The sequence below is a fragment of the Rhodococcus sp. IEGM 1351 genome (assembly GCF_030056875.1).
GTDB lineage: Bacteria > Actinomycetota > Actinomycetes > Mycobacteriales > Mycobacteriaceae > Rhodococcus_F > Rhodococcus_F opacus.
In genome coordinates, this window is sequence record NZ_JASHKU010000028.1 from 21,050 (window position 1) to 46,556 (window position 25,507).

Annotated in this window: 22 protein-coding genes and 1 pseudogene; 8 read left to right on the forward strand and 15 right to left on the reverse strand. The window is 66.6% G+C overall.

Features of this window, described 5'->3' with window-relative positions; translation table 11 throughout:
- Positions 1-493: 493 nt before the first annotated feature.
- Positions 494-1,129 carry a TetR/AcrR family transcriptional regulator gene (locus QM806_RS34065; RefSeq protein ID WP_005574022.1) on the reverse strand — a complete coding sequence of 212 codons (636 nt, stop codon included), beginning with the start codon at positions 1,127-1,129 and terminating at the stop codon, positions 494-496.
- Positions 1,130-1,169: 40 nt separating this feature from the next.
- A complete protein-coding gene (locus tag QM806_RS34070) occupies positions 1,170-1,454 on the reverse strand; it encodes a hypothetical protein (protein WP_005574021.1) in 285 nt (94 codons plus the stop codon).
- A gap of 366 nt (positions 1,455-1,820) precedes the next feature.
- Between QM806_RS34070 and QM806_RS34075 the strand changes: the two genes are divergently transcribed.
- On the forward strand, positions 1,821-2,009 hold the full coding sequence (locus tag QM806_RS34075) for a TetR family transcriptional regulator (RefSeq protein ID WP_054248459.1): 189 nt from the start codon (positions 1,821-1,823) through the stop codon (positions 2,007-2,009).
- Positions 2,010-2,077: 68 nt separating this feature from the next.
- Positions 2,078-2,470 (forward strand): TetR/AcrR family transcriptional regulator, encoded by a 393-nt coding sequence (locus QM806_RS34080; RefSeq protein WP_502943932.1) that lies wholly within the window; start codon positions 2,078-2,080, stop codon positions 2,468-2,470.
- Positions 2,471-2,603: 133 nt separating this feature from the next.
- On the opposite strand, the gene QM806_RS34085 is transcribed toward QM806_RS34080, so the two are convergent.
- The 3 genes from QM806_RS34085 to QM806_RS34095 form a co-directional block, all read right to left on the reverse strand.
- Positions 2,604-2,918 (reverse strand): hypothetical protein, encoded by a 315-nt coding sequence (locus QM806_RS34085; protein ID WP_133986616.1) that lies wholly within the window; start codon positions 2,916-2,918, stop codon positions 2,604-2,606.
- A gap of 980 nt (positions 2,919-3,898) precedes the next feature.
- Positions 3,899-4,366, reverse strand: a complete 468-nt coding sequence (locus QM806_RS34090) for a DUF4190 domain-containing protein (RefSeq protein WP_283294309.1) — start codon at positions 4,364-4,366, stop codon at positions 3,899-3,901.
- Positions 4,320-4,586 (reverse strand): sigma factor, encoded by a 267-nt coding sequence (locus QM806_RS34095; protein ID WP_005572625.1) that lies wholly within the window; start codon positions 4,584-4,586, stop codon positions 4,320-4,322. Before QM806_RS34095 ends, QM806_RS34090 begins: the two co-directional genes overlap by 47 nt.
- Positions 4,587-4,791: 205 nt before the next feature.
- Here QM806_RS34095 and QM806_RS34100 point away from each other — a divergent pair.
- From QM806_RS34100 to QM806_RS34115, 4 genes and pseudogenes are all read left to right on the forward strand, one after another.
- A pseudogene (locus tag QM806_RS34100) lies at positions 4,792-5,073 on the forward strand (VOC family protein); the annotation flags it as partial.
- 707 nt (positions 5,074-5,780) lie between these two features.
- Positions 5,781-6,158: a hypothetical protein gene (locus QM806_RS34105; RefSeq protein WP_133986615.1), complete on the forward strand. Its 378-nt coding sequence runs from the start codon at positions 5,781-5,783 to the stop codon at positions 6,156-6,158.
- A gap of 13 nt (positions 6,159-6,171) precedes the next feature.
- Complete coding sequence (locus QM806_RS34110) at positions 6,172-6,711, forward strand: hypothetical protein (RefSeq protein WP_005253524.1); 540 nt, start codon at positions 6,172-6,174, stop codon at positions 6,709-6,711.
- A 346-nt stretch (positions 6,712-7,057) separates the two neighbouring features.
- Positions 7,058-7,732, forward strand: a complete 675-nt coding sequence (locus QM806_RS34115) for a response regulator transcription factor (RefSeq protein WP_043793331.1) — start codon at positions 7,058-7,060, stop codon at positions 7,730-7,732.
- On the opposite strand, the gene QM806_RS34120 is transcribed toward QM806_RS34115, so the two are convergent.
- The 4 genes from QM806_RS34120 to QM806_RS34135 all read right to left on the reverse strand — a co-directional run bounded on the left by QM806_RS34120 (position 7,708) and on the right by QM806_RS34135 (position 15,409).
- The gene (locus QM806_RS34120) at positions 7,708-9,126 is read right to left on the reverse strand and encodes a sensor histidine kinase (protein ID WP_005572620.1); all 1,419 of its coding nucleotides are present in this window, start codon (positions 9,124-9,126) and stop codon (positions 7,708-7,710) included. The two genes, QM806_RS34115 and QM806_RS34120, sit on opposite strands and share 25 nt — an antisense overlap.
- 37 nt (positions 9,127-9,163) lie before the next feature.
- On the reverse strand, positions 9,164-13,588 hold the full coding sequence (locus QM806_RS34125; RefSeq protein WP_283294312.1) for a non-ribosomal peptide synthetase: 4,425 nt from the start codon (positions 13,586-13,588) through the stop codon (positions 9,164-9,166).
- Positions 13,585-14,232 (reverse strand): HemK2/MTQ2 family protein methyltransferase, encoded by a 648-nt coding sequence (locus QM806_RS34130; protein WP_007297021.1) that lies wholly within the window; start codon positions 14,230-14,232, stop codon positions 13,585-13,587. Before QM806_RS34130 ends, QM806_RS34125 begins: the two co-directional genes overlap by 4 nt.
- 286 nt (positions 14,233-14,518) lie before the next feature.
- On the reverse strand, positions 14,519-15,409 hold the full coding sequence (locus QM806_RS34135; protein ID WP_120659169.1) for a phosphatase PAP2 family protein: 891 nt from the start codon (positions 15,407-15,409) through the stop codon (positions 14,519-14,521).
- 715 nt (positions 15,410-16,124) lie between these two features.
- Between QM806_RS34135 and QM806_RS34140 the strand changes: the two genes are divergently transcribed.
- Complete coding sequence (locus QM806_RS34140; RefSeq protein WP_283294314.1) at positions 16,125-16,382, forward strand: DUF7218 family protein; 258 nt, start codon at positions 16,125-16,127, stop codon at positions 16,380-16,382.
- 54 nt (positions 16,383-16,436) lie between these two features.
- Here the strand turns inward: QM806_RS34140 and QM806_RS34145 are convergent, their stop codons facing one another.
- The gene (locus QM806_RS34145; protein ID WP_005568076.1) at positions 16,437-16,571 is read right to left on the reverse strand and encodes a tryptophan-rich sensory protein; all 135 of its coding nucleotides are present in this window, start codon (positions 16,569-16,571) and stop codon (positions 16,437-16,439) included.
- 219 nt (positions 16,572-16,790) lie between these two features.
- Between QM806_RS34145 and QM806_RS34150 the strand changes: the two genes are divergently transcribed.
- Positions 16,791-17,354, forward strand: coding sequence for a hypothetical protein (locus QM806_RS34150; RefSeq protein ID WP_133986612.1), 564 nt, complete (start codon positions 16,791-16,793; stop codon positions 17,352-17,354).
- Positions 17,355-18,124: 770 nt separating this feature from the next.
- Here QM806_RS34150 and QM806_RS34155 read toward each other — a convergent pair.
- The 5 genes from QM806_RS34155 to QM806_RS34175 all read right to left on the reverse strand — a co-directional run bounded on the left by QM806_RS34155 (position 18,125) and on the right by QM806_RS34175 (position 25,499).
- Complete coding sequence (locus tag QM806_RS34155) at positions 18,125-20,188, reverse strand: 3-hydroxyacyl-CoA dehydrogenase NAD-binding domain-containing protein (RefSeq protein ID WP_283294316.1); 2,064 nt, start codon at positions 20,186-20,188, stop codon at positions 18,125-18,127.
- Positions 20,189-20,205: 17 nt separating this feature from the next.
- The gene (locus tag QM806_RS34160) at positions 20,206-21,348 is read right to left on the reverse strand and encodes an acyl-CoA dehydrogenase family protein (RefSeq protein WP_144286461.1); all 1,143 of its coding nucleotides are present in this window, start codon (positions 21,346-21,348) and stop codon (positions 20,206-20,208) included.
- A 74-nt stretch (positions 21,349-21,422) separates the two neighbouring features.
- Positions 21,423-22,565 (reverse strand): ABC transporter substrate-binding protein, encoded by a 1,143-nt coding sequence (locus tag QM806_RS34165; protein ID WP_054246786.1) that lies wholly within the window; start codon positions 22,563-22,565, stop codon positions 21,423-21,425.
- 31 nt (positions 22,566-22,596) lie between these two features.
- Positions 22,597-24,372 carry an ABC transporter permease gene (locus QM806_RS34170; RefSeq protein WP_240482863.1) on the reverse strand — a complete coding sequence of 592 codons (1,776 nt, stop codon included), beginning with the start codon at positions 24,370-24,372 and terminating at the stop codon, positions 22,597-22,599.
- On the reverse strand, positions 24,369-25,499 hold the full coding sequence (locus QM806_RS34175; protein WP_054246783.1) for an ABC transporter ATP-binding protein: 1,131 nt from the start codon (positions 25,497-25,499) through the stop codon (positions 24,369-24,371). Before QM806_RS34175 ends, QM806_RS34170 begins: the two co-directional genes overlap by 4 nt.
- Between the last annotated feature and the right edge of the window lie 8 nt (positions 25,500-25,507).

The following is a 25,507-nucleotide window of genomic DNA, read 5'->3' on the forward strand; positions in this document are numbered from 1 at the left end:
CAGTGGCGGCGACGGTCAATCCGTCAGCCGCTGTCTGGCGAACAGCGGGGCGGGCATGCGCCACGAAACCGCCGTCGATGTCTACCCGCCCGGGCGACCAATACCATCGCCCGCGACGACCGAGGGCCCCTCCGCCACAAGGAATATCGCCACGAAGATATCGGCAGCAGAAACTTCGCTGAAACAGCAAAGGCAGCAAGAATCCGGTCATGGGTTGGACACATAGTGCGACCGATTCGGGGTACTCCACCCACACGCTGCCCACGGCTCGACGGCTGTCCGCGGGCGGCGAGACCCTCTGTCGACTCCCCCTTTCGACCGAGGGCCGTCACCCGCCGCGCGTGGACCGAGGACGAACGATCGCGCTCACCCCCTCGGGCCCCGCGCGGCCCCGCGCGAGAAGTCACTCACACACCCCCGGCTCTTCCTCTCATGCCCGCTGCGGTGTGACCCGATGCGTCAACCGCGCGCAGGGACAGAACGTCCGCGACAGTCAGCGAGCTTTGCTGGTGAGGATCTGGACGAGGTCGTCGAGGGCGATCAGGGCGGCGGCGCTGTCCCGGTCGACGAGCCAACGCAGCACCAATCCGTTCATGCACGCGAGCGCGAACCGGGCGACCTGCTCGACTGGGGTGATCCAGGTGACGTCGGCGCGGGTCGCGCACAGGGTGAGGAACGCGACGGTTTCGGCGTCCATTGCGGAGTACTGCCGCTCGGCGATCGCCCCCGCCGCCAGGTTGCCGGCGCTGCGGCGGCGCAGCGCCTGGGCGGTCAGCTCGTAGGCCAGCAGCTGGTGGTGGGGGGTGGCTTCGACGATCGGCCACAGACCGCGGATTCCGGCGCGCAGCAGATCCTCGAGGGCCGGGATCCCGGTCAGCCCGGAGGGTTCGGTGTACTGCCCGAATGCCAGCCGCATCCCCTCGTTGACCTGCAAGATCTGAGTCTCGCCCAGTTCGGTGAGGAGGGTGTCCTTGTCGTGGAAGTGGTAGTGCACGATTCCGGGGGACACCCCGGCATCGGCCGCGAGTGGGCGCATGGTCAGCGCGTCGACGCCCTGCTCGGCCGCGATCATCAACGCCGCCTCCAGAAGTTGGGCGCGGCGCTCATCGGCGGGCAGCTTCTTCGCCATCAATCGAGCGTAAGCGTCCGGCGGTCGTGGGCCGGGGGCTTTATCCCACGACGATCAGCACCCCGACGGCCGCGACCGCGACCACGGAGGCGAGGATGCAGATCGTCCACGCCCGTGTCGCGACCCGGTGCCAGTCCCGGTCGCGGCGCACCTCCCGGGTAGTGAGGACCGGCGACGCCGTGGGTGAGACCGCAGCGTCGACCCGGTCCGGTCCCCGTTCGCGGGAGCGTCCGGACACCGCATCGGCGGTCACCGCCGCGGCGAGCGACACCGCGATCACGCACAACGTGACCATCAGGACTTCGACCATCCAGAACACATTCATACCGGCAACTCGAACTTCCTTGTTCCGCGGGTCTCCCCGCTCGGCGATGGGCCACCTTTCGGTCCCGCCCGGTCGTGTATCGCCGGTAGGGCTCATCGTGTTGCACCGATCGGCCCATAAACTTTCTTCTTTATTTTGATCAGTCGTCCAATTCCATTTTGACCACTCGTCCAATTCGACGCGGTCGCGGCGCCATTCCGAACGGCGACGCAGGAAATTGCGTGAGGAACCGGGTGGTGACGTCCGCAGCGCTGTTCGTAGATGACACCATGCGCCGCGACATGAAATAGTTCAGGCGGGCCGCGCCGATTTCCTTATGATTCTTCCCGCGAGGGCAGAAGACACTATGCGAAAGCGAGGTCCGTCATGCAACGACGGGCCCAACTGACCCGCACCACCATCTTGGCGCGGGCGGCGGAGCAATTCGATCGGCACGGGTACACCCACGCCGCCCTGCACGAGATCACCGGAGTTTCGCACGCCACCAAGGGCGGCCTCTACTTCCACTTCCGGTCCAAACGGACCTCGCCCGGCAGGCGACTGACGTCGGTCTGACCCGGTTCGACGACGGCTGCACCGAGCGGGCGGCACACCAGAGCAGCGCGCTCGAAGCGCTCATCGAACTGTCCTACGCGCTCGTCGACCACGGCCACGACGACCCGTTGATCTGCGCCGCGTTCCGACTGGTCCTCGACCTCGGCGACCACCCAACCCCCGCACGGCCCGCCCTGTTCGCTACCTGGACCGCCCACTGCCGGGACCTGGCGGCCCGCGCCGCCACCGAAGGCCACCTGCGGCCCGGCACCGACACCCGCACCCTCACCGCGGCCGTCGTCACCACCGCATTCGGCTCCCGCGTGCTCGCCAGGAACCCCGACGCGGTCGCCGACCTCCCACACCGGATGACCCAGGCCTGGCAGTTGCTGCTCCCGGCCGTCACCGACCCCGCCGCCCTGGAGTACTTTTACCAGTTCGCGCTCCGGCGAGAACCACACCGGACCGCACCCCCGCCGTAGACTTCGCGGGCGGGGGGACGCGTGGGTCAGCGCCGCTCGGGAACCGAATGTTGCTGAGCTGTTGACATTTTCGATTGTCGTTGGCGAACGAGTCTGCTCGCTCGCCAACGAAGACCGGGCCGCTGGGGCACGCTCACGACACGCTCGTGCTCCCGGTGAAGAAGAACGGTGCCGTACCGCCGAAGCAGAAGACGGTGGCGTTACCCTTCGCGAAACCGCTGAGCCTGCCGGCCATCCCGGGACCGAACGCACCGGTCTTGAAATTGAACGCCGAATCGAATCCGAAGCAGGTCCAACTCTCCCCCGCCGGGACCGTGACCGTGACCTCACCGGCCGCACCGGCAGTCAACGCCGGCACCGCCGTTGCGGTACCACCGGCCACGAAGAGCATCGCCGGGGCGATCACCGCCGACGCCACAGCCGCACGCACTGCCATCTTCCTCGTCATGGCTCATTCACCTCATTCGAGAATCCCCGACTACGGACCCACGTGTTTCATGGGGCCTCTGCGAATTTCCCTGAAATGCACCGACTCAAACAGATAACCCTGTCACCGATCCGAACATTCAATCATTTGGTCGACTGTTCAAATAATTCCTCGAGGAATCCCAGAAAATGTGAAACATTCGGGGTTCCCCGACGGATAAACCCAACAGGCGGGGGATGGAAAAGAAACACAAATTCGACGGAAAGGTGACCCGCTATGGGCTCGGCAGGAATCGACTTCAGTCTGGCTTTCGACGCGTTCCTCAAGTTCCTGAGCGTCGCGCTCGGGATCGATCTGGGTGTCGGCTGACCAGGACGTATCCACCACGAGGTTCGGCGCTCCGGGGTGATCCCCCGGAGCGCCGAACCATGTCCCACAGCCCCCACCACTTCCGCGGCTGTGCGCCGCACCCGGGTTGTTCGTATGGAAGGCGATACACCTTCCTGCCCGGCCGGCGGTTCGCTACAGTCACCCGAGGGATCAGCCAGTCCCCCACCACCGACGGGACCCGCCGCACCAGCTGCACCACGACAACGCCCGCGGCGCCCTCCCGACGCCGGGCGAGTGGGGCGAGGAACTCCTCGCCCGAGCGGCGGCGGCCGCCCTGATACGGGGTGCGTCCTGGACGCAGATCGCCGACCGGTTCGGGATACCCGATCCCTGCACCACACCGCCGCTGCGACTGCTCCGAGCTGCACTGGCAGGACGCGATCGTCGATCACAAAACGCCCGATCGCAGCGCGATCACACCACCGGCCCGGCCCCCAACTCACATTGAGAAGCCTGCTTCGCTGCAGGCAACAACACCTGAGCTGCGGAGGCACCGGGGCATGCGTACCGCGAACCTTCGTCGATTCGCGACCGAACGCGAAACCGGTGCGGCACCGTCGCTCATCCGGGTCAACCGGTCCAGGACACCCTGGGGCATCCGTACCGGGATGTCAGGGTTGCGGCACCTCGACAGTGCTGGGGAGTTTGTCGCGCATCTTGTCCACCTGCTGCTCGATCCTCTCGACCGCCGAGTCGTTGTTCAGGACGGTGACCACGCCGGCGGCGAATGCGATCGAGATGACGATCGCCAACCCGCTCAGCACCAGCCCGGCGATCGCCACGCCCTTGCCGGTGATCCCCCACCCGCGGGCCGCCCGCAGACCGAGGACACCGAGGATCAACCCGATGATGCCCAGCACCAATCCGACCGGGGACAGGATCGCGATCAGCACACACGAACGCGGCAGTCCCGACGGCCGGTTGCCGGCGCGAGGTGTGCCGCCGCGGGCGGCGGCGTCCTCTGTCTGGTCGGGATAAGTGGTGACGCGATCGGGGCCTCCATCGCCAGCGCCGGGTGACAGCAGGTGAAGATCAGCCGGAGCCAGTCGTCGTCGATGGCGCCGGGAGACTCGGGTCATCGTCGTACACCATCTGAGCCTCCTTGTGCTTGTCGTCGCGCTTGTTCTCGCGCCGGATCCGATCGATGGCCTTGTGGTTGGCGGTGGTGGTCAGCCAGGCGCCGGGGTTGGGCGGTACGCCGTCGGGCGGCCACCGCTCGACGGCGGTCGTGAACGCCTCGGCTGCTGCCTCCTCGGCGATGTCGAGGTTACCGAATCGCCTGGTCAGGGCGGCGGCCACCCGGGCCCACTCCTCGTGGTGGACGTGGGTGATCGCCTCGCGGGCGTTGATCGCGGTTCCTCACCTTGGCGCCGCCCCCTTGTGGGCGGCCTCACCCCTACTACGAACACCACCGCCCCGATCCGACACCAACTCCCGTTTTTCTTCCGGGAACTTTTCGCTACGCCGGTTGTCAGCGATCCGACACGGCATCCGCTACTCCCGCAGCGAGATCGCCATGCTGCGGCCACCGGACGGCGGCGCCAGTGTGGAGCTGTCGAACTTCGTCCACGACGAGCACCAGCCCGGATCGCCTGAAGGCTATGTCCACCGAACTAGGAATGCGCAACGTGGCGCTCGAGGTGGACGACCTCCAGGCGGCCTCCACCGAGTCGCCGCGGACGGCAACGGCCTGGTCGGCGGGATCGGTCAGTACGAGGACATCTGGTGGATGGCCTACGTGCGCGGACCCGAAGGGATCATCGTGTCGACAGCCGAGCGAATAGGCCGACGCCACCGTCAACCGCAAGACCCGTCTGCTCATGCGGGTGCTTACCGAGGCGGCCTCCGGACTGCCGGTTCTCCCTTGGCAGGCGTCCCGAATGCCGAACATTGACCGGCATCGTCCCGGAAAGGGGCATTCACCCGGCATCGGTCTGAGCTGGCGGATCGCCATTTGACCCGTCCGGTGAAGATCGCCGGCTGGTGCGTTGAACGGTGCGCTGAGGTCGGTTGCCTCTCGGCCGACGAGTCTCGGAATCCGCTGGCAACTCGCGGATTGCGTGCGCAGCTCATCGAATCCATCAGTTACCAGTGAATTCTGCGCGAGCCCCAAAGTCCACTGCCCAACGCGATGACCACCTGAGATTGGTCAATATGTTGATCTGTAATCCGTGCACGGTCTCGGCGGATTAGGTGTCGATCCCGACGTTGTCAGTGTCGGTGCTGGCAGACGATTACCGTCGCGGCTGACCGCTTACCGAGCTACGGCACGGTGGTGTCGGCGGCGGGGTCCGCCGGTCGGTGGCGCAAGTCGACGTCAGGCACTGCTTTCAGCATTTCTTCAGCGGCCAGCGCGAACCATGGCGGTCATGTCGGTCGGGTATCGGGGAGCATTTCCCTCGCGAGACGGTCGCGGCCCGTGGCGTGCTCTGCCAGCTTGTTCTCAGCCGACAGCCAGGGCGCTGCCGAGACACCGAAAGTAGGTTGACCACTATGGCGAAAAAGATCGTCCAATTCGGCATTCCGCTTCTGCTTTCTGCCGGCCTGCTTGCAGGATGCAGCTCCAACGACAGTGGCACCGGGTCGTCGCCGAGTCCGACGACGTCGGTGGTTGCGTCTTCCACCATGACCCCAGGCGGCGGTGCCGCGGGAGTGGCTCAGGTCGACCCGAACACGGCGAGCCAGAGTCAGATTCAGGCGGCGTTCGAGGCAGCTGGCGTCAGCAACGCGGGTAAGTGGGCGAAGGAGGTCACGGAGTACGGCCCCTATAGTCCCGACACGATGTCCGACACCCTGGCGACGGAATTGGGCAAATACGGAATCGATCAACAGACGCTGGACGCGATTTTGAGTGTTCTGGCCCCACAGTAGGAGATGAGCGGGCATGGACGATGAGGTGGTTGCCCCGGACCGCGGAGGCGCACGTCCAGCACGGCTTGTCGCGCGGTTTCAGGCGGCACTGCTCGCGCTGTCTGTGCTTTCATCCGCATTCGTCGCGGTTGAGCTGGCATCGTTGCGGCACTGGAAGAGTTCCGAGCAGATCGTGCCGTGGATTGTGCTGGGTGTGCTTGTCTGCTCGGCGTTGATCGTCGTGTTCAACCGTTCACGGATCGCCATCGTGCAGGCCCGGATCATCGCTCTGTGCGCCGCTCCGGCGGCTCTGTTCGGGGTGTATGAGCACGTGAGCGCGAACCTCGACACCGGGGTCCTCAACCACAAGTACGCATGGGCGGAGCTGCCTGGCTGGGAACATCTGTGGCTGGCATCGACCGGCGCTGTCGGTGGTACCCCGGCAACCGCGCCGCTGGTGCTTGCGCTGGCGGGGGTACTGCTGGGTTTGGCGACTGTCGGGATGGCACCGGACACAGCCCGGGACGACTTCGCCCAGGACACGGGGGTCGATGTAGCCCGGGTGCGGACATGAGCAGACCGGTGCGACGGCGCTGGAAGACCAGGTGATGGTGGTGCCCCAGGGTCGATTGAAGTGCGCACGGTACGGGAGTCCTCCGCATTTACGCCGTCGGTGAACTGTCGATCACCAAGGCGCACCAGGCTCCCTTGCGACTCCGAGGCGCCCACCGCAACACCGGCAATCTTGGAGGCCTCCGACACTCCGACCTTCGCACGAGAGCGTCCATCCTTCCGGTGCTGGTCCGGAAATTTGCAGGTGCAGCACCTTCGACCGGTCCGGGTCCGGTAGGGCGGTAACCGCGCTGCCGGTCGTACCGTTGGGGTCCACTGATTACGGAATGTTGTTGGAGGAGGCGACGGTGCGGGTGTTGTTGGTCGAGGACGAAACGCGCCTGGCTGAGACGGTGCGGCGCGGCTTGACGGCTGACGGATGCACCGTGCAGGTCGAGCACGATGGTGTGGCCGGGTTGGCGGCCGCGGTTAGTGGCGGCTTCGATGTGGTGGTTCTCGACATCATGTTGCCCGGCAAACACGGGTACGACGTGGTCCGGGAGATGCGGCAGCAGCAGGTGTGGACGCCGGTGCTGATGCTCTCGGCCAAGGACGGCGAATACGACCTCGCCGATGCGTTCGACCTCGGTGCCGACGACTATCTGGTCAAACCGTTCTCGTTCGTGGTGCTGGTGGCCCGGTTGCGGGCGCTGGTGCGACGTGGGGCTCCGCCGCGGCCCCCGGTTCTCAGTGCTGCGGGGCTCGAGTTGGACCCGGCCATGCGGCGGGTCACCCGCGGAGGCACCCGCCTCCAGCTCACGCCCCGCGAGTACAGCGTGCTCGAATACCTGATGCGCCACGCCGGTGCGGTCGTCACCAAACACGATATTCTGCAATCTGTTTGGGATGTCAATTACGAGGGCGACGACAACATCGTGGAGGTCTACATCGGCTACCTTCGACGCAAAATCGACGCCCCGTTCGGCACGACGAGCATCGACACCGTCCGCGGCGTGGGCTATTCGATGCCGTCGGAGACATAGGGGTCGTCGCCGATCGGGAGCGTGACCACGAAGTGCGCACCCTCATCTTCATGATCGCGGATATCGATCGACCCGTGATGTGCGGCAACGATCTCGGCGGCGATGGCGAGACCGAGTCCGGAACCACCGAATTCGCGGGTTCGGGGAGTGTCGAGGCGGACGAATCGCTCGAAGATCCGGGCCCGGTCCGCCGGAGCGATGCCCGGCCCGTCGTCGGTCACGTCGATGACGGCGTTCCCCTCGCACCTGCGGCAGGCAAGGGTGATTCGGGTGTGTGCGTGGCGGACGGCGTTGTCGACGAGATTGCGGACCAGCCGGGCCAACTGCTGCGGATCCCCGGCCACCCGGACAGGGTCGACGGTGGCTGAGACCGCTATGCCGGGAAGGCCCCGGAGGCGGGCGCGTTCGGCGAGGATCAGATCGTCGATATCGACGTCGACGCGCAGGTGGGTCAGTGAGTCTTCGTCGGCACGCGCGAGCAGGAGAAGATCTTCGACCAACGCATGCATTCGTCGGGCTTCGGGAAGCAACGACTCGTCGACCAGGGCCATGTCGATCAATTCGGGACGGGATTGTGCGAGTTCGAGTGCGGCGGTGATGGTCGCCAGCGGGCTGCGCAGTTCGTGCGAGGCGTCGCTGACGAAACGCCGCTGGGCCAGATGCCCGGCCTCGAGCCGGGCGAGCATGCTGTTCATGGTGACCGCGAGATCGGCAATTTCGTCCCGGGCCGCCGGCACGGGAACCCGCTCGTCGAGTTGATCGGTCGATATCGCCGCCACACGGGCGCGGATCCTCTCCACCGGGCGCAGGGCCGCGCCGATGAGCCGGTACGTGGCGACGGCGACGAAGCCGAGGACGACCGGCGCACCGATCGCGAGCAGCGCCGCGACAGTGGCCAGGACACCTTCAACCGGTTCGCGGTCGGCACCGGTGACCACGGTGACCGGCCCGTTGAGGGACATGGTGCCGTGGGCGGCCACCCAGTAGTCGCGTTCGTGCCCGAAGTGGAGGTTTCCGAGGTAGGCGGACTCGCCGGGTGGCAGCGGGGCGGCGAGGACCGGTGACGACGGAATCCCGGCCGAGGTGGCGAGCACGTTTCCGGCGCTGTCGAGGATTTGGACGGCCCCGATCTGGCCGTCGGTGGCGAGTAGCGATGCGTCGAGTTCCTGCGGCGGCTGAGTGCGCAATTGCTCGGTGATCTGGTGGGACCGTGAGTCTGCGGCGGCTCGGGCGGAGTGTTCGAGATTGCGGTACAGCACGAACAGGAGTGCCCCGCCGGCGAGGAGCAGGCACACCGTGACGGCGAGGACCGCGGCCGCGGTGGATCGCACCCGCACATTCCAGTTTCCGGGGTTCAGGCTGCGGCGGTCCATGGTGTTCAGTCTGACCGACACCGCATCCGCCGCCCCGGTGTCGGTGCGGTGCCCAACCTCATGCGACGGCCTCGGCGAGGATGGCGCGCAGCACGGGGAGGAATCCGGCGACGGTGTCGCGGTCGAACAGATCGGCCGAATACACCAGTTCACAGTCGATGCCGGCCGGGTCACCATCGGCATTGTGGTGGTCGGTGAAGTGGAAGTGCAGATCGCATTTGGCGATATCCAGCGGTTGCGGTGCGATCTCGAACTCCAGTCCGTCGGAGTCGAGGGTGACGGCGGTGAAGTTGTTCAGGGACAACGCGACCTGGAAGAACGGGTGCAGCGACGGTGATCGGGGCGGGTCGAGCACGTCGACGAGATGCTCGAATTGGACGTCGGCGTGCGCGAACGCATTCAGCTCGGTGTCGCGGGACTGGTCGAGAAGGTCGGCAAGGGATGTGTCTGGGTCGACCGTCGAGCCGAGAACGAGAGTGTTGACGAACATGCCGACGACGTCATCGAGGTCGGGATGGGTCCGGCCGGCTGTCGGTGTGCCGATCGCGATCGTGCGCTGGGAGGACAGGCGTGCGAGGAGCAGTACCAGCGCTGAATGCAGCACGGTGAACATGGTCGCCCGCCGCGCGTGGGCGACATGCAACAGTGCTCGGTGCGTTTGTTCGTCGATCGCAAAGCTCAGCCGGCCGGCCGCATACGTCCACCGTTGTGGACGGGGTCGGTCCGCCGGCAGCGTCAGTTCCCCGGGCAACCCTGCCAGTTCGGCTCTCCAGAACTCGATCTGACGAGCCGTGAGGCTGCCGGGATCAGCGTCGTCGCCGAGAAGGTCGTGCCGCCAGAGACTGTAGTGCGGGTACTGCACCGGCAGCGGCGCCCACCTCGGCGCGGTGCCCGCAGCACGGGACGCATACGCAGTCAACAGGTCGCGGGCGAGGACTGCCAGCGACCACCCGTCCGCGGAGATGTGGTGGATCACGCACGCGAGCAGGTGCTCCTCGGGCCCGCTGGCGAACAGTGTGGCCCGCAACGGCGGTTCGGTACGAACGTCGAAGCCACGGTGCAGCAGCCAACGGATGTGTTGCGCAAGTTCGGATGCGGTGACGTGTACCGGGGTGAGGTCGGGGACGGCGTCGGTGACCTCGAGGAACCGCTGGCAGGGGCCGTCCGCCGAATCGGGATACACCGTGCGCAGGGGGTGATGCCGGTCGAGCACGTCGGTGGTGGCATCGCGCAGCGCCTCGATGTCGAGGACACCGCGGATCGTGACGGTGAACGGGAGGTTGTACAGGGCTGGGCGGGTGGCGGTGCGGTCGAGGAATTGCTGCGCTGGGGCCAGTGGGACCCTTTGGGGCAGCGGTTGTGTTGCGAACGCGCGCAGCGAGGAGAGTTCACCGGACTCCGGGTGTTCCTCGGCGAGAAGCTGGGCGAGGGCGGCGACGGTGGGGAACTCGAACAGATCGCGCACCCCCAACTGGGCGCCGAAATCGGCGTTGAGTGCCGCGATCACCCGGGTGGCGGAGAGCGAATCCCCACCGAGGTCGAAGAAGGACGATTCCGCGTCCACGACGTCGGTGCACAGTACCCGGGTGAGCACGCCAGCCACCGCGTGTTCATCGGGTGTGCGCGGCGGCCGCGCCGCGGGAACGACGGAGCCGAACTCGGGGGCCGGCAGGGCAGCCCGGTCGAGCTTCTTCGTCGGCGTCAGCGGAACGTCGTCCAAGACGGTGATCACCACGGGCACCATGTAGTCCGGCAGCTGCTGGGCTACCGCTGCCCGCAGCATCGCCGGAGTCACCTCCGACGACGTCCGCAACAGCACATACGACACCAGCAGCGCATCCCCCGCCCTGTTATGGACCACGGTCGTCGCGAACTCCACATCCGGGTGGCCACGCAGGGCGGTGTCGATCTCGCTGAGTTCGATCCGGAACCCGCGGACTTTGACCTGGTCGTCGCTGCGGCCAACGTACTCGAGTGTCGCCTCGGGTGTCCATCGGACCAGGTCGCCCGTGCGGAACAGGCGCGAGCCGGGTTTGCCGAACGGATTGGCGACGAACCGGCCGGCGGTCATCCCCCCTCGGTGCGCGTAACCGCGGGCCAACCCGGGGGTGCCGAGATACAGTTCGCCGACCGCGCCGGAGGGAAGCGGCCGCAGGCGCCGGTCCAGCACCACCGCGTCGACGCCGCGCATCAGTGCACCGATCGTCACCGGCCGATCCGGGGCCATCGGGGAGCTGAGTGTGACACTGCACGTGGTTTCGGTCGGGCCGTAAGCATTGCGCATCGTCCGGTGGTGCGCCCAGCGCGTCACCAGTTCCGGTGGGCACGCCTCACCGCCGACCAGGACGAGTTCCACGTCGTCGAGGCCGTCAGGATTCACCGTCGCCAGCGCCGACGGGGTCGACAGCACATGGGTGACGTGTTCGTCGCGCAGGAGATCGGCCAGTTCGTGGCCGCCAACGACGTCCGGTGGGGTCACCACCAAGGTGGCGCCGGCCAGGGCGGCGGCGAGGACTTCGACCAGTGCTGTATCGAAGCTCGGGGAAGCGAAATGCAGGACCCGTGAGGTGGCGGAGAGCGCGTAGTTGTCGCGGATTTCCTGCGCGAGATTGGCCAGGCCGTCGTGGGTGACGACAACACCCTTGGGTGCGCCGGTCGACCCGGACGTGTAGATCACATACGCGGCATTTTCCCGACGCACCGGGCGCACCGGGCGCGGTGGCGGCACGTCGAGCGTATCGAGGTCGACGGTGAGCCATCGCACTATTGCCGGCAGCTGGCCCCGAGTGTCGGAGGAGGTCAGGCCGACAACAGGTGTGCAGTCGTCGAGCATGTACTGGATGCGTGCACGCGGATACGTCGGGTCGACGGGGACATAGGCTCCGCCAGCGGCGGCGACCGCCCACACGGCGACCACCGATTCGTACGAACGGGGTACGGCAACCGCCACGAGATCTTCCGGACCGATGCCGGCGCCCAGCAGCCTGCCGGCCAACGCGGTCGAATGACGGTCGAGATCCCGGTAGGAGAAGGATCGTCCGCGGTCGCGGACCGCGATTCGCTCACCGGATGCACCGGTAGCGGCGGCGAGTAACTGTGTGAGGGTTGCCGGTTCGACATCGGCCGGGCCGCGCGCCGGTGTCAGGACCTCGCGTTCCCCGGGCAGAAACAACTCCAGGTCGGCGACGGCGCAGTCGTCTCCGATGACGGTCACGAATGTCTGCAGGAAATGGGTAAACCGGCGGTGGTGGCTGCTCAGTTCCCTCTCGCCGTAGAGGGCGGGGTTGGCTTCGAAGTCGATCCGCGGCATCAGATCCGTGGAGCCCGGGTAGATGTTCACCGCCAGATCCGCGGTCGGACCGGTCGTGAGAACGTGCACGCGACCGGTGACCGCACCGAGGCTGATGTCCGGTTCGAACAGCATCAAATTCAGCACGGGGCCGAACGAGGCGAGCTCACCAGTGGCCGTGCCGCGCTCACGACCGATGTCTTCACGCCGATACCGCTGGTGGCGCAACGCCGCGATCAGTGCCGCCCGGGCGATTCCGATCGCTTCCTCGACGGTCGTGGCGCCGATCCCCGGCAGTGCCAAGGGCACCACATTCGAGACCGAGCCCGCCGCCGCCCGCAACGATCCGGTGGTGCGGGCCGTCACCGGAAGAGACACCATGACGTCGTCGACGTCAGTCATCCGTGCCAAATAGACGGCGAACGCCGCCACGAGGACAGCGGTGCGATCGAGGACGGACCGGCCGCCCGGCATCGGCATGGAAGACACCGCCATGGGGTCGCCGGTGACCCGGACAGCCGGCCGAGGCGCAGCGCTCCGCCCGGCAAGACTGACCACCGGTGGCAGATCAGGGGCGAGCCCGGCCCAGTACTCACGATCGGCATCGAACCGCCCCGACGATCGATAGTCCCGATCCGCTCGGCTCAACTGCTCGGGCCCCACCACCCGGTGCGGACCCGGCTCGCCGCCGCCGAGAGCCGCGACGTACCACTGCGCGGTCCGTTGCATCAGCAGCATCGCCGCATATCCATCCAATGCGAGGTGGTGGGCACGCGCATACCAGAACACACGATCGTCACCGACCCGCAGAACACGCGAGAAGACCAGCGAGTCATCGCCCATCGCGAGTGGGACCGTGCAGTCACGTCGCATCCACTCCCGCGCGAACTCGGCCGGGTCGCGTTCGGCGCGGAAGTCCAAAACCAGGACTTGACCTGCCGATCGAATCCTCTCACGTTGATACGGGTGTCCGTCGACGTCGACCAGCACGACCTCCGCGCCCAGTTCGTCCATCGCCCGCGTGTGCGCCTCGCACAGCTTCTCCACCTCAATGGGCCCGCTCAGATCCACGTACTGGGCGATGACGTAGGGCACCTCGGGGGTCAGCTGCTGCGCAAGCCAGATCGCCTGCTGCGCCGCGGTCAGTGGCACCAACCGGCCGGACGACTTGGAATGCGTCAGCTGGGTGCTCATTTGACCGCCCGGAACACGACAAGCTCCTCGGTGCACTGCTGTGGCCCGATCAAACCGCGATCAACGAGAAGATCCCGCCGTGCTTGCAGCACCGGACCGAACGGGACGCGGACACGGCGTGCTTCCTCAACGTGTAAGCCGCTTTCCCCCAGCATCACTCGCGTCTTCTCCGTGCCGCTCAGCGTCGATTGCACGAGAATCAACCGGCCCCCCTCGTCAAGGAGATCCGGGGCATCGCCGCAAATACGGTCCAACAACGCCCGCCCCTCGTGCCCGGCGTCCCAACACCGCGCACGACCCCTCGCCGGCAGCCCATCGTGCTCGGCAGGAACATAAGGTGGGTTCGCTACGATCAAGTCGAACCGCCGGTGACGTACTCGCGACACCAGATCACCGCGAACAACCCGCACACGGTGCCCGCGAACCGCCGCATTGAGCCAGGTACTGACCAACGCCCGACGCGAAACGTCGACCGCGGTCACGCTGCGCGCACCGGACCGAGTCGCCCACACGCTGACCACCCCAGCACCCGCACACAAATCCAGAATCCGCGTACCCGCGTCCACCTGCTCGTCGCCGAGCGAATCCACAAGAAGCCGCGAATCATGCTGAGGCCGATACACACCCGGAAAACGAAAGATCACCAACGCCCCCCTTCCTCCCAGCCTCCCGTCAGCGCAGCGATCCAACTCTGATCGCAGTGCGCGTTCAGCGCTCACAGCTCGGATCGCCATGCCGAAGCAATGTCGTGCATGGCGCGCGGGACGAAACCGCTGTCGCTGTTCGGTTGTTGATGTCACTTTGCCAGATCGTCACACATGCAAGCTGAAAGAACGCTGAAAGTGCGTCCACCGCACATGGGCGCAGACCGCCGGGTATGAGCTCGCCAGGTTCTGGCCACGTCCGGCAACGCGAACCCCAGTGCCACATTCATCCTGCGCGTCCCGCCGTCGTCTTGTTGGTGTGGTCAGGGTGCGCGGCGTTCTCATTCGGGGTCGTCGACTGCCAGCCGTGGGAGCGGGTGCGGTCCATCCAGGCCGTGTAGAGCGCACCGCCGATCACCGCGGCGAGGCCGCCGAGGAGCACGCCGCCGATCACGTCGGTGAGCCAGTGCTCGCCGAGGTACAGGCGGGTTGCAGAGACCACGACCGTCACCGCCGCGGCCACAATCAGCAGCAGGGCTCGACGGATCCGCGGCAGTGTGTACCCGACCATGACGGCGACCGTGGTGAACAACGCCATCGCCCCGGTCGCATGACCGGACGGGAAGGAGTAGTCCGTCTCGAGCAGCACCTGCGTCACGATCGGTGGGCGAGTCCGCCCGACAACGTATTTCGTCATGGTGGAGGCCAGGGCCGCGCCGCCGACGGTCCCGATGAGGACCAGCGCGGGGATCGGTGAGCGTGTCCGGCGGGCCAGCACCGCCCCGAACACGACCGCGAGGACAATGGTGCCCGCCGGTCCGCCGGCATCGGTGACCGCGATAGCCGGGCCGGTCACCGAGTTCGACCTGCGCTCGGCGAACCAGCCCAGGACCGCCGGGTCTGCACTAATCAACCAGGCCCCCACTCTGACCTGGTAGGCCAGCGCGATCAGCGCCGCCGCCAATCCGGCACATTGCAGACCGACCAGCGCAGATCCGGTCGCACGCCGCTCACCTGACCAACTCCGCCACATCGACGCTCCGAGGAACATCGCCACACCCCCGACCAGGACGGCCAGGGCGAGCGTCGCGGCACCGTTCTGTTGTAGTTCGGCAACCGCGTCGTGGGCCCGCCCGACCAGGTTCGTATGGACCGGGACTTGTCCTGCATCTCTCACGGCCGCAGTATCGGCGCCGGTAGCTGAGGAGCCGCTGAGAACGCGACCGCGATCACACCCGATGCCGCTGAACAGGAATTTCCACCCCCGACCTGTCTCGATGCGGCGACTCGCGCGGTAGCCTGAATTACCGACGGGTCTTCCAGTCTCCATCGCCAATCCCCAACAGAGTCTCGACGAGCCGAGACGCCGCGGCGTCCAGCGGACTGCGGAGGCCTTGGTGCCGGGCCCGCCAACGCAGACATCGATGATCAACCGCTGATGTCCATCGCAGGACTCCTGTAGCTCAACGCAGCCGGAACAAGAACGGCCATGATTGAACCCAGTTCTTTGCCAGTCGGGGAAACCTACCTCCGACGGGATAGAGGTGGTGCGGCACGGGTTCGAACACAAAGAGTAGATCGACCGTACTCCCGTCGTCACGTGGCGTGGCGAATCGCCCGTTCGGAAGTCCGCGGCCGAGGTTGCGGCGCGCTTGCCGACCCGGTCCTGGACACGGAATGACTAGTGCGGCAGGAGCCGCCCGATTCCGTCTCATGTCCGTGTCTCACCTGGCGGGTGGGGGCCATCGGAATAAGACGGGGCTGACCGAGGTGCCTCCCTGTTCGTTCGCGCCGGGCTGGTTGCAGACACCCTGATGTGTTCGCCGCGGGCGTATCTCCACCGAATGCGGGTACTCGCCAGACGTCAGACGTTGCACGGGAGGAGTCGACTCATGGCCAGGTCGTCGATCAAAGACGAGAAGCAATACGAGGAATTACGGGACGACGGTGCATCGAAACAGAAAGCGGCCCGGATCGCCAACGCGTCCGCGAAGAAGGGACGCTCTACCGTCGGCTGTAAGGGAGGCAAGTCCGGATCATACGAGGACTGGACGGTTGACGAGCTGAAGAAGAGGGCCAAAGAGCTGGGGATGTCGGGGTACTCGTCCAAGCGCAAGGGTGAGCTGATCGACGAGCTGCGTCATCACTGATTTCCAGGCTCTATCGCGGAGCCTGTGCGCCCTGTGCAACTGCGGAAAACCCGATCAGCGGCTCCGATTGCGGTGCCAGATGCTGGCGGACAGAACCGTCGCGAAGACGCACCACAGCGGATAGGGGGCCAGAGCGGTTGCCGCGGTGCGGTCGACCTCGGCGGTGCGGCGGACCAGATCGGTGTGCAACCGCCGTCACCTCGGGAAGCGGAACCTGGGACAGGGGCTCCGGCCACCGCCGGCGCGTGGGTATGCCCAGGTAGGGCGACTCGGACCAGTACGCTCACGCGGGTCGAAGAGCGATCCTTGACCGGCACCTCGTTGCCGACGATCGGTGCGTTGGCTCATCTCGACGCTCCATCCTCGGAACGTCGGTGAGGACAGCAGTACCTCGTGCAAGCTGACAGAGTGACCGATCAGCACGAGAAGTGGCGTCCACCAACGCACCTGCCGGTGCTGGTGACGGATTCGTCGGTCGAGGACGACGAGACACCACCACCGGAAGTCGGGGTGATCGGCGAGTTTCCGCTGCTGTTCCAAGAGTTCCCCACCGATCCGGCCGATCCGTCGATCGTCACGCTCCGCGCCTCGGGCGAACCTCTGCACTCGGGCAAACCCACACGCCAGCAACCCGGAACCGGTGAGCAGTGGTGGGATTGGGCTGTGCTGTTGCGTGGTGCCGGCTGGACGGCCACCTGGTACACCCGCCGTCCGGTACTCGGTCAGGTCGAAGTCACGGGGCGACTGATCGGTGACCTCGCGTACGCCACCACCGGACGGATCCGCGGTCGGATCATCCGCGTCCAGGTGGCCGCCGACCGATACCACCGAGACCCCGATATCCCGCACTCCCCGTGGAAGCAGATGCCCGGGACCCGCCACTACCGCGAGGTCACCACCGCACCGCGTTTCTTCGCCGGTGTCACCCGAACCACCGAGACGGCAATTGCGAGGTGGGCGTGCTGGACCTGACCGACGTCCCACCGCCACCGCTGCGCCCCAGTGTGGTCCCCGGCGCCGTGTCGCACACGGCACCGACCTGTGGCTGGTCGACCGTGAGCTGCCCCCTGGTCGTCCGTCTCGACTCCCACCGCCACGTCACCGAGTACACACTTTCCGGGCAGATTTTCGACAACCCTCCGGCAGTCCGGACCCGGCGCGTGTGGGCGCATGCGGGAGGGTGCTGGGTCGGTGGCTGGGACGGGATCTACCACTGCAACCTGGACGGCACCGCGGCCAAGGTCAGCGATGCGCCGATCCGCGACGGCGCCGCCCACGGCGAGGTCCTGCTCGCCGTGGCGGTGCCGAGCCGTAATGCGGCCGAGCTGTTGCTGGTCCGACCGGATCAGGATGCGGTATCGAGCAGTGCCAGCGGGTGGGGCGACATCGAGTCGATGAACACCATCGACGACGGGTTTCTGCTGCTGTTCCGCCAGCGTGACCCCAGCACCGGCGCCCTGGGCGTGACCCGTCTGGTTCGGGTTGACGTGCACGGCATCGCGACCGCGGGCCACGGCGGTGGACTCGTATCGGCCGTTTCTGGCCGGCACACCACCGGCCATCTTCGACGGCACCAATGCCTACCGTGTGCCCGACGAGCTCACCGTCGTCGACGCAGCTGCGCTGCCCAACCGGGTGCTGGACGGCGGGCAGGTCGGGGACATGGTGTGGATCGTCGGGCATCCCCCCGGACGGCGCCGGTCTCGGACGGTGGTGGCCGCTCACCGGGCGACTCGTCGTTCTCAGGAACGCAGCAGGTCGAGCTCTCCCTTGGTGAAGCCGTGCCCGGTGCGGGCTGCCAGGGCGTCGAGTTCGTGTTCGAGGAAGCGGCGATCCTGTCGCTTGACCCAGTGGGTGATCCCGCCCTCGTGGGTGGGGAATCCGTATCCGAGGGTGAGCATCAGGTCGATGTCCGAGGGCCGGTCGGCGATCGTGTCCGCGAGCAGGAGTGCGGCCTCGTTGGCCATCGTAACCAACGCGCGAGTGACGATGCCCTGAGAGGTGAACGCCGCTCGTGTGATGGCCTTGCGTTGCGAGGACTGCTCGATGAGGGCCTCGACCGTGCTGTCCGGGTGTGGGGTGCGCGATCCTGGCTCGTAGTGATACCAGCCGTCCCCGGTCTTCTGCCCGAATCGGCCCAGTTCACACAGCGCGTCCGCGACGTCCGGGTACCGTTCCCGGGGGTCGCGGGCACCCGCTTTGCTCTTGCGCATCCGCCAGGCGATGTCGAGACCCGACATGTCCGAGACCGCGAAGGGTCCCATGGCGAAACCGAATTCGGTGAGAGCCGCGTCGACCTGCTGTGGGAGTGCGCCCTCTTCCAGCATGAGTTCGCACTGTCGGCGGTAGGCGTTGTAGATCCGGTTGCCGATGAACCCGTCGCAGACACCGGCGAGGATCGGCATCTTCTCCAGTACCTTCGCGGCGGTCAGTGCCACATCCAGTGCTTCTGTCGAGGTCTTCTCGCCGCGAACGATTTCGAGCACGGCGGCCCGGTGGGCGGGGCTGAAGAAGTGCATCCCCAGCACCCGGGTGGGTCGGGCAACCGCAGCGGCGATCTCGTTGACGTCGAGGTACGAGGTGTTGGTCGCCAGCGGCACGTGCGGGCGCAGGACGGTCTCGAGCTGGCGCAGGACCGTTTGCTTGACCTCCAGGTCCTCGTAGACGGCCTCGACCACCAGGTCGGTTTCCTCGAGGTCGCGGATCGTTGTCCCGGCAGTCAGCAGGGAAAGATGGTGCTGAGCATCGGATTCGGTGAGTCGACCGCGAGTGACCATGCCCTGATAGGTGCGCTGCAGCCGTTCGGCCGCCGCAGCGGCCGCCTGGCGCTGCTGATCGACGAGGACCACCGGGACACCGGCCTCGACGAAGGCGCGGGCGATGCCCGCACCCATCGTCCCGGCGCCGACGACGCCGACCGACTTCAGTTCTCGCGGCAGAGCGGGCCGGTTGGCTTTCAGGGCGGCCCGGCGGGCGAAGAACAGGTGCCGCAGCGCAGACGATTCGGTGCCGTTCCGCAGCCTGTTGAACTCCGCGCGCTCATGTTGAAAGGCCCGGTCCGCCGGCGCGGAGCCACCCATGAGGATCGCGCCGACGGCGGCGACGGTTTGCGGCCGGGCCGCTCTGCGGAGCGCCGTGGTTGCCACCTGCTCGACCTCACCGGGATCGGCACCGCGAACGGGCAGATTCCGCAGGATGCGTTTGCCTCGCAGCGCACGGGCGAAGCGAATCGCCTGTGCGCGAAGGGAGCCCGTGACCACCTCGTCGATCAGTCCTTCGCGGTGAGCCTGCTCCACGGGCAGCCGCTCCCCCGAGGTGACCAGTTCGAGTGTGCGGGCCGGCCCGACCAGGCGCAGTGGCCGCTGGGTGCCGCCGGCGCCGGGGATCATGCCCAGCGTGATCTCGGGGAGCCCGACCACCCCACCGGCAAGTGCGATCCGGCCGTCGCATCCGAGCGCGAGTTCGAAGCCGCCCCCGAGTGTGGCGCCTGACAGCGCCGCGACGACCGGTTTGGCACTGGCCTCGATGGCGGCGATGACGGACGGCAGTTGCGGTTCGGGGACCGGGCCGCTGAACTCGCGCAGGTCGGATCCGGAGACGAAGTTGGCGCTCGCCCCGATCAGGACGATCGCGTCGACCTCGTCGTCGGCTTCGGCCACCTCGAGTCCGGACATCAGGCCCGCGCGTACCGCGGCGCTGCTGGCGTTGACCGGGGGGTTGTCGATGGTCAGAACCCCCACCCGGTCTTCGACGGTGTAGGTGACCGGGATGGTGCCGAGGGAAAGTGGGGACACCTGCTGTGTCATGGAGCGTGTCCTTCCGGTCATCGACGCTGGCTGAAGCGGCGGCCGAAGATCTCCTCGGCGATCCGGTTCTTCAGGATCTCGATGGAGCCGCCGGCGATCATCCAGCCGCGGGTCCGGCGCATGCAGTATTCGACCAGGGATTCGGTGCTGTAACCGAGTGCGCCCATGGCCTGCATGGCCTCGTTGGCGGCCTTGAAACCGGCTTCGTTGGCGGCCAGCTTCGCCACCGAGGTCTCATAGGCGGACGGCAGCCCGGCGGCGGCGTTCCGCACGGCCCGATCGAGGAGCAACTCGGCCGAGTCGAGAGCGACCGCGACCTCGGCGAACTTCCACTGCAAACCCTGGAATTCGTTGAGGGTGCGGCCGAACTGGGTGCGTTCGCTGACATGGTCGCGGGCGAGGTTGAACGCGAGACGGCCGAGAGCGAGAGCGCGGGAGGCGTTGCCGATGCGCTCGACGTTGAATCCGCTCATCTGCTTCTTGAATCCGCCCGGCCCGAGCAGGACGTTCCCCTTCGGCACCCAGCAGTCGTCGAAGTACAGCTGTGCCCACTGCTCACCGCTCATGTACGTCGACGGGTTTCCGAGGGTCAGCCCCTTCGCGCCGCGTTCGACGAGGATGGAGCCGATGTTGCCGGTCCCGGGTCCGAATCGGACGTAGACCAGGAACAAGGTGGCATCGACGCTGTGAGTCCCCCAGATCTTGGTGCCGTTGATCCGGTACCCGTCGCCGTCCTCGGTGGCGCTGGTGGTCAACTCCGTCGCCGCCGACCCGGCCTCGGGCTCACTCATCCCGAGACCGATGAGGGTCCGGCCCGCGATCAGATCGGACAGGTACTTGGCCTTCTGCTCCGGTGTTCCGAACTCGGCGAAGGTGCGGATGGCACCGAAGTTGCCGGCCTGCAGAATGTCTGCGCTCTTCGGGCAGACCATCGCCACTTCCTGGATGACGGCGACCGCATCGGCCAGTCCGGCACCCTGGCCGCCGTCCTCGGCAGAAATGGTCAGCCCGAGCAGGCCCTGGGCGCCGAGGAGCTGGGCGATGTCCCAGGAGTAGTTCGGGTCGTGGGCGCGTGCGAGCGCCCCGTCGGCGAGATGTCGCTGGGCGAACGAACGCACCGAGTCGAGCAGGGCCTCACGTTCGGTCAGTACGGCGGTCATGATCACTCCTAAGTCAATACTCTATAGAGATAGTGGGTAGGGATAACGGCGGAAAAATCGTGCGGACGGTCTTGTCAGCCCATGTAGTTGAAGGCTTTCTTCCACATCTCTTCGTCACGGACCGCATACTGCGCGAACTGCTCCTCGGTGAAGAGGTGAAACTGCGGCGAGTTCGCCTGCGGCAGCTGGTATTCACCGGCCTTGACCGGCCCGATGTCGGTGCGGGCCGGGACGAATCCCTGTGCGGCGGCGAAGCTCTGGCCCGATTTCGACATGGTCCAGTTCATGAAGACCTTCGCGGCCGGGCTTTGCACACCTTTGGCGGTCATTCCCATCAGGTTCTCCGATCCGGAGACACCCTTGTCCGGGATGACCAGCTTGATCGGGGCGCCCGCGAGCTGGGCGGCGAAGGCGTTGTTGAAACTCAGTGAACCGATTGCGATCTCGCCGCGGGCGAGGGCGTCGACTTCGGTGGAGGTGGAGTCGAAGATGCGGGGGTTCTGCGCGCCCTGGGCGGTGAGGAAGTCTTCGCCGAGGGTCTCGATCTGGAAGTGCGCGAGGGCGTTCAAGGTGCCGCCGGTGGTCACCGACACGACGCCGAGCTTGCCGGAATAGCGCGGATCGGTCAGGTCCTCCCACTTGGTCGGCTGGTCGTCCTCGATCATCGCGGAGTTGTAGCCCATCGCGTTGACGAAGTAGTAGCAGTTCACGAAGGTGTCGCGGACACCGGTGTTCTGCTGGACCAGCAGGTCGTGGAACGGGGTCCGATAGGGCACGAACACGTTCTGCTTCTCGAACTCGCGGGCGACCCGGGGGTCGGTGACGCGGATGATCTCGGCGGGCAGCTGGCCGGCTCCGTGTTCGGAGAGCGCGCGCTCGGCCAGTTTGTTGGTGGGCAGGCGGGTCAGTTCGATCTTGATGCCGGTTTCCTGCATGAAGCGGGCCGCGGTGAGGTCCTCGGCTTCCTTGCCGGTACCCGAGTACAAGATGACGGTGTCGTTCTTGGCGGCGTCGTAGAGCTGCTTGTCGGCGACGAGTTCGCCGTCGATGCGCAGGCCGTCGGAGGTGTCGACGGCGGACGGCGGGAGGAGTTCGCGCGCCTGGTCGTCTTTGCCGCCGTCGGGTGAGCCGCAGCTGGTGACGGTCAGGACGGTCGCGGCGGCCAGGGCGGCCGCGGTGAGCCACCGGCGCACACCGGGGCGTGTGGTGCTGCGCATGGTGTTCCTTTCGGTGTTCGAGGGGGTTCGCTCAGGCACCGCCGGCTCCGTTCTTGGCGCCGAATCGGCGGGGCAGGTAGCTGAGGATGAACATGATGGCGCAGTAGATCAGGGCCATCGCCGACGCTTCCTGCAGTGCGCCGCCGTTCTCGAACTGGTCGTAGATGGCGATCGAGAGGATGCGGGTGTCGGTGGTGTAGAGGAACAGCGGCACGGTCAGCTCGCGCATGCTCAGCATGAGCAGGATCAGGAAGGTCGAGGACACCGCGACGCGCAGCAGGGGGATGGTGACATAGCCGATGGCGCGGGTGCGGCGGGCGCCGAGGAGCACGGCGCTGTCCTCGAGGTCGCGGTCGGTGGCCTGGATGGCGGCGGCGATGCCGCGGAAGCCTTGGGGCATCTGCACCGCGACGAAGCCGATGATCAGCACCCACAGGGTGCCGTAGACCGGGATGGGCATGACGAGCCAGGTCCACAGCAGCCCGATGCCGAGCACGATCGCGGGAATTGCCAGGGGCACCATCGACAGCGCCTCGAGGAGGCCGCGGGCGTAGGAGCTGGTGCGGTAGACGGTGTAGCCGACCAGGAACGCGAGGATGGTGCCGCCGAGCGCGGCGAGCAGGGAGACGATCACGCTGTTGGTCGCCGCGGTGGTGAACACCTCGGAGGTGAACACGTGCGCGAAGGAGGTGATGTCGAGGGCGCCGGGCTCGGTCAGGCTGGCGAAGGACTGCATGTACGGGGAGCTGCGGATCGCCGAGAGGAACAGGGCCAGCAGCGGCAACACGATCGCGAGCAGGAAGTACACCAGGGCCACAGCGACGACGGGTGCCTTGAATCGTCCCAGCGGCAGGGTGCGGGCCTTGACGCCCTTGCCCGAGACGGTCGTGTAGGAGCGCTTGGCCAGGATGCGCCGCTGCACCAGGGTGATGGTGACGACCGCGGCCACCAGCACGATGGCAATCACGGAGGCTTCGTTGCCGCGTGAGGGTGAGGTGTTCATCAGCCGGTAGATGAACGTCGGCAGGGTGTCGATCTGTCCGGGGGTGGCCAGGACCTGCGCGACCGGGAAGTTCTCCAGGATGAGGATGAACATCAGCAGTCCCGATCCCAGAATGGCAGGCAGGGCAAGGGGTGTGGTGACCGATCGGATGGTGTGCCAGGTGGATCCGCCGTGGACGCTGGAGGCGTCTTCGAGGTCGGGATTCATCAGGGACATCGAGCTGTGCATCAGCAGGAACGCGTAGGGCGCGTAGTACATCGCCATCACCATGACGACGCCGCCGATGGTGTACACGTTGACCGGGCTGCCCATACCGAGATCGCGGAAGGCGACGTTGATCAGGCCGGCGCCGGGGCTGCCGAGCAGCGACCAGGCCAGCGCGCCGACGTAGGACGGCAGGAACAGCGGCATGAGACCGATCAGAAAGATGAATCCCTTGCAGGGGACATTGGTCCGGGCGGTCACGAAGGCCAGGAACCCACCGATCGCCAAGGCCAGCAGAGTTGCCGAGAACGCAATGATGAGTGAGTTCAGCGTGGCGCCGATAACGCCCGCTTCGGTGAGAACCCGGATGTTCTGCAGGGTCAAATCGAGGCCGATGCTGCCTGGTCTCGGTACCTCTTTGCTGAATGCCGCGAGAAGGACGAACCCGGCGGGGACCAGGACCAGGAAGGCGACCACCGCGAGGAGCGGCAGGCTTGCCACCTTTCCTCGCCGGCCGATGCGACGGGCGCGTCGCCGCGTGGGTGCCGGCGGCCGGGGTGTCATCGGTGGTGCAGGTTCGAGCACGCTGGTCGAACTCATGCCGCCACCGCCTGCGGGATGTCGCTGACCGGTGCCTCGTTCGGGAGGACCTTCACCCGGTCCGAGTCGATGGAGATGGACACACGGGCGCCGGGTGCGAAGGTCCCGACGGCGGGCGGTGCGCAGATGGCGTCGAGTGGCAGGCCGCTGTCGGTGCGCACCTTGCAGCGGATGGATGCGCCCTGGAACACCGCAACTTCGACGGTGCCGCTGAGGTAGTTGGTGTCGGCGTCGTGACCCACCCGGTCGGTCGGTTGTTCGAGCGTCACCGTGATGTCCTCGGGCCGGATGCACACGCTGGCAGCAGTGCGGGGAACCGGGTAGGTGCTTCGCAGGGTGATGTCGTGGTCGGTCAGCTCCAGTGAGCGAGGTGTTGACGAGGAGGCAATGGGGAAGATGTTGGTCACGCCGAGGAAGCCGGCGATCGATGCGCTCACGGGAGATCCGTAGATCTGCTCGGGGGTGCCGAGTTGGGTGATGCGGCCTTCCTGCATGATCGCGATCCGATCGGCCAGCGCGAGCGCCTCCTGCTGATCGTGTGTGACATACAGGCTGGTCAGGCCGCGTTCGGTTTGGATGCGGCGCAGTTCGACGCGCAGGTCGTCGCGAAGACGTGCATCGAGGTTGGACAGGGGTTCGTCGAGCAGGAGCACGCTGGGCGACATTGCCATCGAGCGCGCCAGCGCGACTCGTTGCATCTGTCCGCCCGAAAGCATGCTGGCTCCGCGTTCGGCGAGGTGCGCCAGGCCGACGATCTCGAGGACCTCGAGGGCTTGGCGGCGGCGGTCTGCCCGGGCGATGCCCTTCATCTTCAGCGGGAACGAGACGTTTTCGAGGACCGTCTTGTGGGGCCAGACCGCGTACGACTGGAAGACCATGCCGACGTTGCGTTTGAACACCGGGACGACTTTTCCGCTGGCGCCGTCGAATACGGTGCGGTCTCCGATGGAAATCCTTCCACCGGTAGGTGATTCGAGTCCGGCGATGCACCGCATGGTGCTCGTCTTTCCGCACCCGGACTGGCCGAGCAGGACCACTGATTCGCCGTCCGGGATGGTCAGATCGAGTCTCTTGATCGCGACGAAGTCGCCGTAGGCGAGTTCGAGATCTTGTACTACAACCTCCATGAGAGGTC

What these genes read in the sequence shown, in the direction of transcription:
- QM806_RS34165 (WP_054246786.1), bottom strand. Translation starts at nt 22,565, where the DNA reads ATGCGCAGCACCACACGCCCCGGTGTGCGCCGGTGGCTCACCGCGGCC.
- QM806_RS34110 (WP_005253524.1), top strand. Translation starts at nt 6,172, where the DNA reads ATGGACGATGAGGTGGTTGCCCCGGACCGCGGAGGCGCACGTCCAGCA.
- QM806_RS34140 (WP_283294314.1), top strand. Translation starts at nt 16,125, where the DNA reads ATGGCCAGGTCGTCGATCAAAGACGAGAAGCAATACGAGGAATTACGG.
- QM806_RS34085 (WP_133986616.1), bottom strand. Translation starts at nt 2,918, where the DNA reads ATGACGAGGAAGATGGCAGTGCGTGCGGCTGTGGCGTCGGCGGTGATC.
- QM806_RS34160 (WP_144286461.1), bottom strand. Translation starts at nt 21,348, where the DNA reads ATGACCGCCGTACTGACCGAACGTGAGGCCCTGCTCGACTCGGTGCGT.
- QM806_RS34070 (WP_005574021.1), bottom strand. Translation starts at nt 1,454, where the DNA reads ATGAATGTGTTCTGGATGGTCGAAGTCCTGATGGTCACGTTGTGCGTG.
- QM806_RS34125 (WP_283294312.1), bottom strand. Translation starts at nt 13,588, where the DNA reads ATGAGCACCCAGCTGACGCATTCCAAGTCGTCCGGCCGGTTGGTGCCA.
- QM806_RS34175 (WP_054246783.1), bottom strand. Translation starts at nt 25,499, where the DNA reads ATGGAGGTTGTAGTACAAGATCTCGAACTCGCCTACGGCGACTTCGTC.
- QM806_RS34105 (WP_133986615.1), top strand. Translation starts at nt 5,781, where the DNA reads ATGGCGAAAAAGATCGTCCAATTCGGCATTCCGCTTCTGCTTTCTGCC.
- QM806_RS34075 (WP_054248459.1), top strand. Translation starts at nt 1,821, where the DNA reads ATGCAACGACGGGCCCAACTGACCCGCACCACCATCTTGGCGCGGGCG.
- QM806_RS34170 (WP_240482863.1), bottom strand. Translation starts at nt 24,372, where the DNA reads ATGAGTTCGACCAGCGTGCTCGAACCTGCACCACCGATGACACCCCGG.
- QM806_RS34155 (WP_283294316.1), bottom strand. Translation starts at nt 20,188, where the DNA reads ATGACACAGCAGGTGTCCCCACTTTCCCTCGGCACCATCCCGGTCACC.
- QM806_RS34065 (WP_005574022.1), bottom strand. Translation starts at nt 1,129, where the DNA reads ATGGCGAAGAAGCTGCCCGCCGATGAGCGCCGCGCCCAACTTCTGGAG.
- QM806_RS34090 (WP_283294309.1), bottom strand. Translation starts at nt 4,366, where the DNA reads ATGACCCGAGTCTCCCGGCGCCATCGACGACGACTGGCTCCGGCTGAT.